Raw genomic sequence first — 14,283 nt, forward strand, 5'->3', positions numbered from 1 at the left:
CCTAGCTTTAAAGTTATAAACTAGTGCTTCCTTTTAATATATCTGAAACTAAAAAGCTAAGCTCTAAGGCTTGGACTGCATTAAGCCTAGGGTCACACTGAGTTTTATAGCTAGTGTGCAGTATATCTTCACTTATCTCTTGTAATCCACCTATGCACTCTGTAACATCTTGTCCAGTTAACTCTAAGTGTAGACCACCAGGGATGCTGCCATTTTGCCTATGTATCTCAAAGAAGTTTTTTATCTCACTTACAACATCTCCAAAATCCCTAGTCTTATAGCCACTGCTTGAAGTTTTAGTATTACCATGCATAGGGTCACAACTCCAAAGTATCTCTAGTCCATAACCTTTTATGGAATCTAAAAGGGCTGGAAGTTTTTCTTTTATCTTTTCACTGCCCATACGCACTATGAGATTAAGTCTACCGGCTTCATTACGCGAGTTAAGCTTTTCACAAAGTCCTAAGATATCTTCTTTAGTTGCATTAGGGCCTATCTTTACTCCTATAGGGTTATGAACCCCACGTAAAAACTCAACATGAGCATGATCTAAATCGCGTGTCCTTTCACCTATCCAAAGCATATGAGCACTGCAGTCATACCACTTGCCACTTAGGCTATCTTGGCGAGTTAGGGCTTCTTCATAGTTTAAAACTAAGGCTTCATGGGAAGTATAAAAGTCTACTTCTCTAAGGGCGGAGTTATTTTCACTAGAGATTCCACAAGCTTCTAAGAACTTTAAAGACTTAGTTATATCATCAGCTAACAAAGAAAAACGCTTGCCAAAGTTGTTGTTATGCACAAACTCTAGATTCCATTTATGAATAGATGCAAGATCAGCAAAACCACCTTGTGCAAAGGCACGCAAAAGATTTAGAGTGCTTGCACTTTGGTTATAGCCTCTTAAAAGCTTTTCTGGATCTGGCTCTCTTGCGTTTAAATCTTGCTCATTTATAAGATCACCTCTATAACTTGGATAAGTTACACCATCAATTGTCTCAGTATCACTTGATCTAGGCTTTGCAAACTGCCCAGCTAAACGCCCTACTTTTATGATAGGGTAGCTTGAAGCAAAGGTTAGGATAACACTCATTTGAAGGATGATTTTAAACATGTCTCTTATGTTGTTTGCACTAAACTGAGAAAAGCTTTCAGCACAGTCCCCCCCTTGAAGCAAGAAAGCTTTGCCTTTAGAAGCCTTTGCAAAACCTTCCCTAAGCTTATCTGCCTCTCTTGCAAAAACTAGTGGGGGGAATCCACATAAAATCTCTTCTACTTTTTTTATATGCTCTTTATCCTTGTAAGTAGGATGTTGCTTTATAGGAAAGTTTCTCCAACTACTTTTACTCCAACTCATCTTTATTCCTTTCTATTTTAAGCTTTTTCGTCCATATTAGGATAGCTGCCTAACCACTTTAACTCATCTTTTCTTTTCTTAAAAACCCTATCGACGTTCTCATCATACCTATGGCCGTGGAAGTCTATATAAAAACCAAAGCTAAAATCGCCATTAGCGCTAATAGGCCTAGAATCTATCTTAGTTAGATTTATACCTTCAAAGGCGAAATCTTGCATTAATCGCAAAAGTCCGCCTGTTTCATAAAAGTCTTTTATAGTTGCAAAAGCTGAAGTTTTGCTGTTGCTACTAGGTTTGTTTTCAAAGTCACTTACTATGATGAATCTAGTCTTGTTTTTACCATTAGATTCTATGTTTTCAAACATTATAGGTAGCTCATAAAGCTTAGCGGCAATCTTAGAGCAAATCGCAGCGCCATTTTTATCTTCCTTAGCAAGCTTAGCGGCACTTGCAGTTGAGTTAGTATAGATTTGTTCTACATTACTAAGTGAGTAGTCTTTTAAAAACTTTGAACACTGACCAAAGGCTATATCTTTAGAGTAGATACGTTTTATAGAATCTAAACTTTCACACATACTAGCAAGGCTGTGATGTATAGGCAAAGTAAGCTCTGAGATTATCTTATACTCACTTTGAGCTAGCAAGTCTATAGTTTCTCCTACCATGCCATTAATATTATTTTCTAAAGGCACTACGCCATATTTTGCATTTTTTTGTATTAAAGCATCAAAAACTGCGCTTATATTATTAAGTGCATAGTAAGTACTTAAAGGACCAAATCTATCTTCAGCTGCCTGGTGAGTATAACTTCCTATAGGTCCTAAAAAGGCTACTTTTTGAGGCGCTTCTAGATTCCTAGAGATAGCAAAGATTTCATAAAAGATAGCTTCTATACTAGAAAGGCTAAGATTTTTTAGATCTGCTTTTTCTTTTAAGGCTTGAAGTTTAGAGATTATCTCTCTTTCTCTTTCTGGTCTATAAATACTAGCCTTATTAGCAAGCTTTGCTTTTCCTACTTCTGCAACATAGCCTAGCCTTTTATTAATTAGCTTTAAAATCTCACCATCTATAAAATCTATATTATCCCTTAGCTCACTTAAGGTTTCTTCTAAGGACTTAGACATCTTTACTCCCTTTAATATCATCTACCTTATCTGTGTTTTCATCTAGCAATAAAAGCTCATCTTCTATAAGCTCTTCAAAACTCTCTCTATGTCTTATAAGCGTATCTTTTCCATTAGTAAGTGCTACTTCTGCAGGTCTAAGCCTAGAGTTATAATTACTACTCATAGAGTAGCCATAAGCCCCAGCACTTTTAACTATTAGCAAATCCCCGCTTTCACAATCTGGCAAGTTTACATCCTTAGCTAAGTAGTCCCCACTTTCGCATATTGCTCCTACTACATCGCACTTTGAAACTTCTTTGCTTTTAGGGTTAAGTGCTACTATCTCGTGTTTGGCTTTGTAGATGCTTGGGCGGATTAGGTCATTCATAGCAGCATCAACTATGACAAAGCGCTTAGTGCCATTAAGCTTTTCATATAAAACACTAGTTAGTAAAATGCCAGCATTACCCACTAAAAAGCGTCCTGGCTCAGTTAGTATGGATAGATCTAGGGGCTTAACTATATTAATAATATTTTTTATGTACTCTTGTAAGTTAAAAGGCACTTCATCAGTATAAGTTATACCATAGCCCCCACCTATATCAAAAAACTTCAAAGGCAAGCCTAGTGCTAAAAGTCCTCTAGCTAGCTCTTTTATCTTTAGGGCAGATTCTATAAGAGGGGCAGAATCTAATATTTGAGAGCCTATGTGAAAGTGGATTCCAACTGGAAGAAGGTTAGGACTTTTATGTGCGTGAAGATAAAGTTTAAAAGCTTCTTCATGGTTAATCCCAAACTTATTAGAACTTAGTCCTGTTGAGATGTAAGGATGGGTTTTAGCATCTACGTTTGGATTAACACGTAAAGAGATTCTTGCTTCAACTCCTAAGTCTTTAGCTACAGCTTCAACTAAAAAAAGCTCACTTTCACTTTCTACGTTAAGAAATAAAATATCAGCCTTTAAAGCAGATTCTATCTCATGTAGTGTTTTGCCAACTCCACTAAAGATAATCTTATACTTTGGTATCCCTGATAAAAGCGCCCTTCTTACTTCGTGAAAACTAACACAGTCTGCACCACTGCCAAGATTTGCAAGGTGTCTTATAAGACTTAGATTAGAGTTAGCTTTTAAGGCATAACAGATTAGACTTTTATAGCCTTCAAAGCACTCTTTTAGGGTCGTATAACTTTGGGTGATAGCATCAAAGTTATAAACAAAAAGCGGTGTATGGTACTTTTGTGCAAGTTGTGCGTAGTTAGCCATTTTAATCTTGCCTTTCTCTAGAGAATTTAAATCTTACAAGTTTTACTTGCGGTTTTTTCTTGGTTATTTTAGCTGATGATTTGCATATTTTTAGGCTACACATGATGTAATTAAGCTTTTATCAAGCTTAGATTCTCATAAACAAGCTTAGTTAACTATAATTTAGCTCTAGCTAAGTTTCAAAATATTAGAATGACAGAAGGCATAAAGCCTAATATCACAACTCAAATCTCAAAGGAAGAATCATGAAAGCTACTAAGACTGTATTAGCAGGCATTCTTTTACTAGGCGTAATGGGAACTTTTGCAGCGGCTAATGAAGCCCCAGCCGTATTTAATAAATGCAAAATCTGCCATGGTGTAGATGGTAAGAAAATGGCACCAGGCGCTAAAGCTCTAATCGCTGGTTTACCTAAAGAAAAACTACTTAGAGACCTAAAAGGCTATAAAGCTGGTACTGCTCATAATGGCGGTAACTCTAAAATAATGTACGCACAAATGAGAAACGTAAGCGATGCAGATATAGAAGTACTAGCTGACTACATCTCAAAACTACCTAAATAAGTCTTAAATACTTAAGATTCTAAATTTAAGCGTACAAAGGTTCTAGAATGTCTTTAATAACATTGGATAGTGAAAATTTTAGACATAATCTAGACCTCTTTACTACCCACGTAAATAATATATCAAACAACAAAGCCAAAGTCTGTATGGTCTTAAAAGATAACGCCTATGGGCACGGTTTAGAAGAGATGAGTGAGCTAGCTGCTAAGGCTAATATAAAAGAAGTCTTTGTTAAAAACTTCCTAGAAGCAAAAGGCATAGCTCACAAGTTTGAAAATGTAACTTTTTTTTATGGACTTCCCCAAGCAAAGATAGACAATATCTACACTACCATTCATAGCTTACAGGATATAGAAAAAATAGAATCTGTACTGCATGATGTAAGTGGCCTAAAAGTTGAACTTAAAGTAAACATAGGTATGAATAGAAATGGCATAGAGCCAAAAGATATAGCAAAGTGTATAGATTCTCTTTTAAAGAAAAAAGTAGTCTTAGTTGGAGTCTTTGGCCATAATGGCTATGGGGATTCAGATGATGAGATAGAGTTTAACCTAGAGATAAAAAGGTTTAATGAAGTTAAAGATGAAGTAGCCTATATAAGTAAAAAGATAGGATTTAAACTACCAAGATTCCACTCTTTTAACACAGCTTGCACTTTGAGGGCAAGTAGATATGAAGATGACTTAGTAAGGATAGGTATGGGCCTTTATGGCTATGCTACACCTATGCATAAGCTTTCAAGCAAACTAAAGCCTGTTTTAAAACTTTATGCTAATAAGATCTCAACTAAGCTTTTACATAAGGGTGATAAAGTAGGCTATGATGGGGTTACTAAGATAAAAGATACTTGTGAAGTAAGCACTTATGATATAGGCTATGGGGATGGACTTTATAGAACTAATGGCAATAGAATCTTACTGCTTCCTAATGGCAATGAAGTCTTGCCAATAAGCTCCATGGACTGCTTTACTACTTATGGAAGCAGTGAGTGCATATGTGTGATGGATGATGCCTTAAGTGTGGCAAACTCCTTTGATACCATACCTTATGAAGTCCTAACTAGACTTTCTTCTTTTATACCCCGCAAGATAATATAAGATAATACAAAAACTACCAAAGTAAGGAAGCATAGCTATGCGAAAAGTGCCTTTAGAGATATTTCCCGCCATAGACATTTTAGATTCTAAGGCTGTGCGTTTAAGTAAGGGTGAAAAAAGTAGTGCTAAGATTTATGGAGAGCCTTTAGAGTTTGCAAAGTTTTTTAAAGACTGCAATGCAAACTGGGTTCATATAGTAGATCTTGATGCTGCTTTTAGTGGGACTGTAACTAACCTAGAAACGATAAAATCTATAGTCAAAGAGACAGGCTTGAAAGTTCAAGTTGGTGGTGGCATAAGGGATGAAGATGCTATAAAACGCTATATAGATATAGGCGTTTCAAGAGTGATACTAGGCTCAGTGGCACTAAAAGATCCTAGCTTTGCTAAAAAGATGGCAGAAAACTATCCAGTTGCTATAGGCATAGATGCAAAAGATGGTAAGGTAGCAACTCATGGTTGGGTTGAAACTAGCACAACTACCGCCCTAGATTTTGCTAGGAGTTTTAAAGATTCCAAAGTAAGCGCCATAATCTGCACTGACGTTAGTAAAGATGGCCTATTAAGTGGGGTAAATATAGACTACACTAAAGCCATAGCTAGTAATAGTGGTATTTTTACCATAGCTAGTGGAGGCTTTAAAGATGTAAGTGATATAGATAAGTTAGCCTTATGTGAAGATATAGGTGGAGTTATCATAGGCAGGGCATTTTATGAAGGTAACATAGATCTAAGAAGTATTAAATTTAGGTGAGTATAAAATATGTTACAATTCAAACAAAACCATAATATATAGGAGTGGCTGTTGAAATTGCTAATAGTTGATGATAGTTCTACAATGAGAAGAATTATAAAAAACACTCTCCAAAGACTAGGATATGAGGATATTTTAGAAGCAGAGCACGGTGCTGATGCGTGGAATCAGCTTTGTACAGTGGATGGCATACAAGTTTTAATAACTGACTGGAACATGCCTGAGATGAATGGCCTAGAGCTTGTAAAAAAAGTTAGAGCTGAGCCAAAATATAAAAATATACCCATCATCATGGTAACTACAGAAGGTGGAAAAACTGAGGTTATAGCAGCACTTAAGGCCGGAGTTAACAACTACATAGTTAAGCCTTTTACACCACAAGTTTTAAAAGAAAAACTTGAAGTAGTACTTGGTATACATGAAGGCTAAAAACTCTAAAATAACACTAGGTCTTACCAAAGACTTCACAAACTTGCATATACAAAACCTTAGCCTTTAAGACTAAGAAGCCTTACCTAACTTTTGCCTTTTTTAATCTTTATTCTGTTTTATTTTAGCATTTTGCCTTTTGGCGCCCTAGTATTCATCATCCTTAATAGAATCTTTACTTTTTGCTATGCTTTTTCTAAGTCTTAGAGATTATTAAGGATAGTATTTAATGGGCAGTTATTTGGGCGTGGATAAGTAGTAATAACCATAAGCTTTTAAGCCAAAGGCATTCTTGCTTTATTTCGTGATGCAAAAATTACGAAAAAAAAGTGAGCAGTAGTGCGGAAGCGTGATTTTTCAAAGAAGCTTGCGCTTTTGCAAGCCTTGCGGGAGCAAGAAGGGGTTAACCCCTTTTTCAAGGAAACTTCATTTTCAAGGAAGCTTACGCTTTAGCTAGAAAAAAAACGCAAATAATAAGCAATATCAAAAAGAAACTGTCAGAATAAAGATCTAATTAATAGCGTAAAGAAATTGAAACTTCCTATATAAAATGATGATACCTTACTTTAAGATACCTGCGTAAAAAGATAAAAAGGGCTTTTATGGATAGCTTTGAACTTGTAAAGATTTGCAAAGATGGCACTAAGACTTTTGATATAACCTTTAAAGCAGTACTTTGTGGCAAGGATTTAAATTTAAATATCTACGGTGGAGATAAGGCACATATTGGCGCTTCAAGCCTAGCTTATATAAAGCTACAAGACCTAGCAAGCCTAAAAGATAAAAACTATCAAGCTATAGAAGTTAAGACTATAGAAATCCCAGGACACAAAGAAGCCTTACTTTCAGAAAGACTTGCTTTTAGTTTATGTGAAAGCTTGCAAGTAAGTGTGCAAGTAAACTGTGGAATCCACTTAGACAACATACAAAAAAGTATGATAGAAAAGATATGCAAGCTAGTTTTAGAAAGCAAAGAAGAGATAGCAAGGCTCTATAAAGATTGCATATCTTAAGCCCCTTGGGTGTTTACTATCTCTTTCATCTTCAAAGCAGCTGAGATAGTATTAGCTATAACTTTTTTATGGCTAAGATTCTTGTTTTCTAACTCTTGCCCAAAAAGAGCTACTGCGTCTGTATCCCAGTAATGAGACTTAGCTAGATTAGTCACACTTTCTAACCACACATCTATATGATGCTCATCATAACGAGTGTACTTTTTTCTAAACTCACTTAGTAAAGATTCTAAGTCTTCTTTACTATGTATAGATGCAGTAAGTAAGCAAAAGTCTTTTATAGTTTGTTCCTTAGGGGCAGGCGCACCGCCTAAAAAGATGTAATAGACTATGCCAAAGATTATCACTGGTATAAGCATAAAAGCAGATATCAACCAACTTGTAAAATAAAAACCTGCACCGTACAAAACATCTCCTTTTTTAACTTAAATCTCACACTTTAAAAACTACTATCTTACTTAGTCCAAAACCAACTATAACATAAACTATGCCAGCTAAGATTTGGGCTATATAGACATTAACACTTAGTTCTAAAGCTACTTTTAGCATGATGATATTAGCAAGCCAAGCTACGCCCATGGATATTACAAACATAAAAAAGTTAGCCTTCTTTTTAAAAGTAAAAAAGCTATTTAGTAAGTAAGATACTACTATGCCAACGACGTAGCCTACTATATTTGCGATGTAGGGATTAACCTTTAGATAAGTTAGTAAAAAGATAAGGCCAAAGCCTACTATGGTATTAATCACGCCTACTACTAGATATCGTATTAAATAACCTAGGCCCTTAGTCTTTAGTAGTTTTTTTAGCTTCTCTGTTAAACCTAACACTAGCCATTAACCCTTAAAGTTTAAGCTCAGCTAAAGTGTTTCCTATGGAGGTATTACAAAGCAAAGGCACTTTTAGCTTATAAATATTAGTCATGATATCTTGCAAGCTTTTTGCTACTTCTTTAGCATCATCCCTATCTACTTCAAAGACTAACTCATCATGGATTTGTAAAAGCATACTTGCTTTGATATTAGATTCCATAATCTTATTCATACTTAGTTTTATTAAGTCAGCCGCACTTCCTTGAAAGAGAGCATTAACCCCTTCGCGTAAAAAGTTAGCCCTTTCAAAGTCGTTAGCATGGTGAAAGTCAAAGTAGCGTTTTCTGCCTAGCAAAGTATAGGTATAACCTTTTTCTAAGATCTCTTCTTTAAGGTTATTTAGATAGTTTTTAACTGTTGGAAACTTTGCAAAGTAGCTTTCTATATAGCTTTTTGCCTGAGCTTGCGTTATACCTAAACTAGCAGCAAGCTTTCTAGCCCCCATGCCATAGATTAGCCCAAAGTTTATAGTCTTAGCTATATATCTTTTATCCATCGCTTGCTCATCGCCAAAGATTAAAGAAGCACTTTGAAGGTGTATATCTTTGCCCTCTAAAAAGGCGTGCACTAAGCTTGGGTCTTGGCTAAAGTGAGCTAGTAATCTAAGCTCTATTTGTGAGTAGTCCAAACTTAAAAGTACTTTTTCCTTACTTGAAGCCACAAAACCTTCCCTTACTTTTAAGCCAAGCTCAGTTTTTACAGGTATGTTTTGTAGGTTTGGATTTTTAGATGCTAGCCTTCCAGTTGAAGTTCCAGTTTGTATAAACTGAGTATGGATGATAGAGCCTTCAGAGTTTAAAAAAGGCTCTAGATAAGTACTAGTTATCTTGGTTAACTCTCTATACTCTAATAAGTAAGGAATCATTTGGTGTTTCCCAAGCAAGGCTTTTAAGCTAGTCTCATCTGTACTAAAACCAGTTTTAGTTTTTTTAGAGCTTTGTAGCCCAAGTCTTTCATAAAGCACTTCTCCAAGCTGTTTGGTAGAGTTTATATTAAAAGGCACTGGACTTAAAGCGTGTATCTTTTCAGTCAAGCTAGCAAGCTTTTCATTAAGCTCGTTTAAAAGCTTTTGAAAGTAGGGTTTATTGATATGGATTCCAAGTTTTTCCATACTCATTATCGTTTTAATAAAAGGAAACTCTAGGCTATAAGCTAAGTCTAAAAGTGGCTTTTCTATTAGGTCTTTTAGCTTGTTAAAAAGCTTTAAGGTAGCTAGGGCATCTTCACCTGCATAAAGACTTGCGTCTTCAACTTCTATGTTAGAAAAGTCTTTGTATTTAGATTTTTTATTAAAAAGGGAATCAAACTTAATCATGTCATGATTAAAGTAGCGCTTCATACAAGCATCTAAGCCAACATAGCCGCTAGGGTCTATAAGCCAAGCAAGTATCATAGAATCTTGTATCACGCCTTTATAAGAAAGGTTGAAATTAGATTCTATAACTTGTAAGTCAAACTTAAGATTATGTCCTATTAGTGGGTGAGAAAAGATGATATTAAGCGCTTTTAGTAAAGTCTCTTTGCTAATCTGAGTTGGGGCGTTTATATAAGAGTGTTTACATGGGACATAGTAGCCTACATCACTAGTTGCAAAACTAAAGCCTACTAAGATATCTTCTCTTACATTAAGCCCTGTTGTTTCTATATCAAAGCCTATGGGCGTATCTTTTGGGATGGAAGAAAGCTTAGATAAAAGTTCGTCCTCATCTAAGATAAGCTTAGTTTTTAATATAAAATCTGAAGCAACTTGACTTCTAGGCAACTCTTTTTCAAAACTAGATTCTCCAAACAAAGACGTGCTTTGTGCTTTGCTGCTATCTTTAGTTGGGTTTTGTGTCTTATCTATGTTTTGTAAAACTTTTTTTAAGTCATACTTTACAAGCTCATCTTTAATCTTTAACAAAGGATTATGGGTTGGTTTAAGATCTAAAGTAAGGTTTAAGTTTTTATCTAAAGTGACTAACTTTCTGCTTGTAAAAGCTAGCTCTTTTCCTTCAGTTATAAGGCTAGCCATCCTTTTTCCAAAGATAGATTCTAAGTCAGTGCACGCATAAAGCTCTTCTAAGCTTTTAAACTTTTCTAGTATCTTTAAAGCGCCAGTTGGCCCTATGCCTTTGATGCCCGGGATATTATCACTGCTATCACCTACTATACTTTGATAGGTTATAAACTCACTTGGATGCACTTTAAACTTTTCTAAGCACTCTTTTTCGTGTATATCTATCTTTTTAGTAGGGTCATAAAGGTAGATATTAGAATCTATTAGCTGATATAAATCTTTATCACTACTTACTATTTCTACTTTGTGTCCACTTTTAGCATAGCTTGTTGCAAGACTTGCTATAACATCATCTGCTTCATACCCTTCAACCCTTGCTAGGTTTAAATCCATCTTTGTAACCCACTCTAATGCCACGCCTAACTGCATCTTTAAGTCCTCAGGCGCATCTTTTCTATTAGCCTTATATTCAGGAAAAAACTCTTTTCTTAGTAGTTTGGTTTTAGATTCTAAGGCAAATATCGTATAGCTTTCTTCATCTTTAAAGATGCTACTTAAAAGATTAGCAAAGCCCGTTAAAAGACCAGTTGGAAAGCCATCTTTATTAACTAGCTTAGGGATGGCGTAGTAGCTTTTGAAAAAAAAGCCAAAAGTATCTATTAGGATAATCTTTTTCATAAGCCGCCTACCTTAAGAGCGTTTAAGACGCTTTGTTCTATCCACACTCCTATGCATATTACCACTATAAGTTATAGAGGCTGCATCTTTTTGCGTGTTTATATCTTTAAGGACCTCTTCAAACTCTGGCGTATCTTGAAAGTTAAGCTCATCACTATAACTATAGTGCATCTGCACATCCATAATATCACTAAGCCCTTGGATATTTTGGAAGATGGAAAGTTGTTCTTCTGTAGTTTCAGTGCTAATTAGCGCGATAATAGTGTCTTTTTCTTTTAGGCCAACTTCTACGCATTCTAACTTTTCTAACTCGCTTGCTACTTTTTCTAGCTTGTCTTTTTTTGTGCGGATGATGATACTTGATATAGTTTCCATTTTAATATCTCCATATATGGATAAAAGCATGCTTTTAGGTATGTTTTCTTTGATTCTAACATTACTAGGCTTGCAAAATCTTAAGGAGCGCAAGCCTCATGTCACTCTTGCATGTAAGGCTTGCATTTTATTTAGCTAAGTTTAAGTTTTAAGCTGTTAGTATTTGGGTCTTTTTTTACTACTTTTTAAGTAGCTTAAAAATTGCGGAAATGGCGAAACTGGCAGACGCACCAGACTTAGGATCTGGCGCCGCAAGGCATGGAGGTTCAAGTCCTCTTTTCCGCACCACTTTTTAACTCCCCTTAATAATTTTTAGTCTTTTTACCCACACTTTAATAACACAGTTCTTTACTATAGCTATATAAAAATATGTTACAAAATGTAAAAAAATATTTATAATTAAGCATGGTATTTGCCTTACATTAGTATAAATATAGACATTTTTAGGTTTATAGGGCTAATTTAAGTTTTTTTTAATAAAAAAAACTAGAATTAATGTTGGTTTTTACCAAACAAAGAAAAACATTAAATGGAGAAACATGATAAAAAGCACACTTAAGTATGGCGTTATAGTTACAGTAGCCTTAGTAGCAAGCGGATGTGCAACTATAAGTAATGGCACTAAACAAAAAGTTGCAATCACTACAAGCACAGGAGAGCAAGTAGTAGCAACTATAGGTTCTAAAAAAGTAACGCTTCCAGCTACAGTAGACCTTAGTCGTAAAAAAGGTGCTGAGATAAAAGTACTTCATGCTGATAATGCCTGCTATAAAGATACTAGCCTAAATATCGCTGGGAAAAATAAAATGAGTGGCTGGTTTTGGGGCAATATAATAGGCGTTAGCGGCTCTACTCTTGGAAGCTCAACTGATGCAAGTAGTGGAGGCATGTGGGCTTATACTAATCCAAATTTTACAGTGCCAGTTCAAAAGATAGAAGGCTGTAAGATAGAATCTACTCCTATGGCACCGACAAAAGATAGTAGCACTAAGCAAGATTCTAAATAGCCACTTTGAGATATATAACGTTAGGGCTTATAAGCTCATGTCTTTTTATCTATGCTGCAGGCACTAGCCCTGCTAGCACAGATACTAGCAACTACAAGTCCTTACAAAACACCTTAAAAGAAAAAAGGCTTTACAACACTGATGTTTGGAAAAACCTCCTTCACTACGATGAAGGTCACTCAGCTATAAACAAAAGATCAAACTTTTTTCTAAGTAAACAAGGTTTTAAAAACCCAAAAGCAGAATATGATATGTTTGTAAAAGATATATTTAAAAACTTAAAAGACTTTAAAACTAATAATATAAAAGATTTTAATAATACGGCCTTATGTCGCTATCCAGCAAGAACTTACTTTATAACAAAAGCCTTAGGTGATGAAAGCTTAGATAAAACAGTACTAAGCTATCAGTCAAACTGCAAAGACTTACAAGACTTTTTAAGCATGGTGCCTTTAGATTCTGTGCATATAGAGTTTGCTGCAGAAAGTGATCTTATGCCAGGCTCTAGCATGGGCCATAGCTTTTTAAAGCTAGAAGGAAGGCTTAAAAATGATGTTAAATTTGAAGGGCTAGATCTTAAAAAAGGAACTTTAAGGACATATGCACTAGGTTACTTTGCTTTAATGGGAGAGAGTTTTAATCCACTTGATTATGCAAGGTCAGTTTTAGGAAATATGAAAGGAACTTTTGGCTTACAGCCCTTTGATAGCGCAAAAAGCGACTATCTTGATAACCAACAAAGAAGTGTATATAGCTATAAGATAGATGCCTCAAAAGAGCAATTAGAGCTTTTTAAACTACACCTCTTTGAGTTAAGAAACGTCTGGATACACTATAGTTTTATAACTCACAACTGTGCAGATGGGCTAAATGCAGTTTTGCGAGTTTTAGATTCCAAGCTTTGGGTTAAAAAAGATAAACCCTTTATAACTCCGCTTGAACATATACAGGGCTTAAAAGATAAGCTTACTCTAGATAAAGTTAGCCTTAGTCCTAATAAAATAAACTTTACTAAAAAGTATGGGCAAAATGACATCTTAAGCCTACGTAAAAGCTCAAAGTTTGCCCTAAGCTTAGAAAACAACAACACCCTAGCTTTTTACTTTTCTCCTGTTTATAGCGATATAAGAAATGTAGATAACTCCTACAAAGAACTAACTGAATCTAGGTTAGTTAGCCTTGAAGGTAAATTTAACCTAAGGTTAAATAAGCCCTATCTTTCAAGGATAGAACTTATAACCCTAAACTCCATCCCTGATATAGTAAGCACTAAAAGCCTATCAAAATATATCTCTATACGCTTTGAAGAAAACTTATATCAAAAAGTAGGTAGTTCTTACTCTAAAAGCTTAGATACTAGCTCTAAGGCCTACCCTACTTTGGAGGCTGGACTTGGGAGTGGCTTTTATCTTTGGAATCTAGTCTTTTACACTCAAGGCACACTTGGCTATAGATATGACACTATTAATAATGCCTACTTAAGGCTTAATACTGCCCTTGTATGGAGGCTAAAGTACGCAAGGCTTATAGCAAGTTATAACGTCTATGGGGATTTTGTAAGCAATAATAGAGGCTATGATAATAAAGCAGATATCTTTTTTGCTTTTAACCTCTATAAAAGCCTAGATATCTTTGGTGAGGCAAGCTACTATATGTCACTATTTAACCCTATAGCTAGCAAGATGAGAGTTAGTTATGATGCTAATAAAACTCTAACTTTTAAGGTTGGCTTTAGCGTAAACTTTTAAAAGCTTTTAAGTGAAGATAG

Annotated in this window: 14 protein-coding genes and 1 tRNA gene; 8 read left to right on the forward strand and 7 right to left on the reverse strand. The window is 35.3% G+C overall.

All coding sequences use genetic code 11. The annotated features are described in order from the left end of the window. Positions 1–13 precede the first annotated feature (13 nt). From BKH43_RS00100 to lysA, 3 genes are read right to left on the reverse strand one after another with little or no spacing between them, the layout of a single operon-like run. Positions 14–1,357, reverse strand: coding sequence for a 3-deoxy-7-phosphoheptulonate synthase class II (locus tag BKH43_RS00100; RefSeq protein ID WP_095227251.1), 1,344 nt, complete (start codon positions 1,355–1,357; stop codon positions 14–16). 17 nt (positions 1,358–1,374) lie between these two features. Next, positions 1,375–2,481: a bifunctional chorismate mutase/prephenate dehydratase gene (locus tag BKH43_RS00105; protein ID WP_095227253.1), complete on the reverse strand. Its 1,107-nt coding sequence runs from the start codon at positions 2,479–2,481 to the stop codon at positions 1,375–1,377. Then, positions 2,474–3,727: a diaminopimelate decarboxylase gene (gene lysA, locus BKH43_RS00110; RefSeq protein ID WP_095227255.1), complete on the reverse strand. Its 1,254-nt coding sequence runs from the start codon at positions 3,725–3,727 to the stop codon at positions 2,474–2,476. The genes BKH43_RS00105 and lysA overlap by 8 nt, the downstream gene beginning before the upstream one ends. 245 nt (positions 3,728–3,972) lie before the next feature. Here lysA and BKH43_RS00115 point away from each other — a divergent pair, with 245 nt between their 5' ends. From BKH43_RS00115 to BKH43_RS00135, 5 genes are all read left to right on the forward strand, one after another. After that, the gene (locus BKH43_RS00115) at positions 3,973–4,290 is read left to right on the forward strand and encodes a c-type cytochrome (RefSeq protein WP_095227257.1); all 318 of its coding nucleotides are present in this window, start codon (positions 3,973–3,975) and stop codon (positions 4,288–4,290) included. 47 nt (positions 4,291–4,337) lie between these two features. Next, the gene (locus tag BKH43_RS00120) at positions 4,338–5,387 is read left to right on the forward strand and encodes an alanine racemase (RefSeq protein WP_095227259.1); all 1,050 of its coding nucleotides are present in this window, start codon (positions 4,338–4,340) and stop codon (positions 5,385–5,387) included. A gap of 37 nt (positions 5,388–5,424) precedes the next feature. Then, the gene (gene hisA, locus BKH43_RS00125; RefSeq protein WP_095227261.1) at positions 5,425–6,141 is read left to right on the forward strand and encodes a 1-(5-phosphoribosyl)-5-[(5-phosphoribosylamino)methylideneamino]imidazole-4-carboxamide isomerase; all 717 of its coding nucleotides are present in this window, start codon (positions 5,425–5,427) and stop codon (positions 6,139–6,141) included. 51 nt (positions 6,142–6,192) lie between these two features. Next, positions 6,193–6,570, forward strand: coding sequence for a chemotaxis response regulator CheY (locus tag BKH43_RS00130; protein ID WP_095227263.1), 378 nt, complete (start codon positions 6,193–6,195; stop codon positions 6,568–6,570). 602 nt (positions 6,571–7,172) lie between these two features. After that, positions 7,173–7,583: a hypothetical protein gene (locus BKH43_RS00135; RefSeq protein ID WP_095227265.1), complete on the forward strand. Its 411-nt coding sequence runs from the start codon at positions 7,173–7,175 to the stop codon at positions 7,581–7,583. Here the strand turns inward: BKH43_RS00135 and BKH43_RS00140 are convergent. Genes BKH43_RS00140 through BKH43_RS00155 form a run of 4 tightly spaced genes read right to left on the reverse strand, consistent with a single transcriptional unit; the run spans position 7,580 to position 11,508 of the window. After that, on the reverse strand, positions 7,580–7,990 hold the full coding sequence (locus BKH43_RS00140; RefSeq protein WP_095227267.1) for a hypothetical protein: 411 nt from the start codon (positions 7,988–7,990) through the stop codon (positions 7,580–7,582). The two genes, BKH43_RS00135 and BKH43_RS00140, sit on opposite strands and share 4 nt — an antisense overlap. Before the next feature lie 25 nt (positions 7,991–8,015). Continuing rightward, positions 8,016–8,414, reverse strand: a complete 399-nt coding sequence (locus tag BKH43_RS00145; RefSeq protein ID WP_095227269.1) for a GtrA family protein — start codon at positions 8,412–8,414, stop codon at positions 8,016–8,018. 13 nt (positions 8,415–8,427) lie between these two features. Next, positions 8,428–11,133 (reverse strand): DNA polymerase I, encoded by a 2,706-nt coding sequence (polA, locus tag BKH43_RS00150; protein ID WP_095227271.1) that lies wholly within the window; start codon positions 11,131–11,133, stop codon positions 8,428–8,430. Positions 11,134–11,145: 12 nt separating this feature from the next. Further along, positions 11,146–11,508, reverse strand: a complete 363-nt coding sequence (locus BKH43_RS00155; protein WP_172402270.1) for a chaperone NapD — start codon at positions 11,506–11,508, stop codon at positions 11,146–11,148. Positions 11,509–11,711: 203 nt separating this feature from the next. Between BKH43_RS00155 and BKH43_RS00160 the strand changes: the two genes are divergently transcribed. The 3 genes from BKH43_RS00160 to BKH43_RS00170 all read left to right on the forward strand — a co-directional run bounded on the left by BKH43_RS00160 (position 11,712) and on the right by BKH43_RS00170 (position 14,263). Next, positions 11,712–11,796 (forward strand) — tRNA-Leu (locus tag BKH43_RS00160). Between the two features lie 251 nt (positions 11,797–12,047). Then, positions 12,048–12,515, forward strand: coding sequence for a hypothetical protein (locus BKH43_RS00165; RefSeq protein ID WP_095227275.1), 468 nt, complete (start codon positions 12,048–12,050; stop codon positions 12,513–12,515). A gap of 5 nt (positions 12,516–12,520) precedes the next feature. Continuing rightward, positions 12,521–14,263, forward strand: a complete 1,743-nt coding sequence (locus BKH43_RS00170) for a DUF4105 domain-containing protein (protein ID WP_095227277.1) — start codon at positions 12,521–12,523, stop codon at positions 14,261–14,263. The last annotated feature ends 20 nt before the right edge of the window (positions 14,264–14,283 follow it).

Source organism: Helicobacter sp. 13S00401-1 (assembly GCF_002272925.1).
In the GTDB taxonomy this organism is placed as follows: Bacteria; Campylobacterota; Campylobacteria; order Campylobacterales; family Helicobacteraceae; genus Helicobacter_I.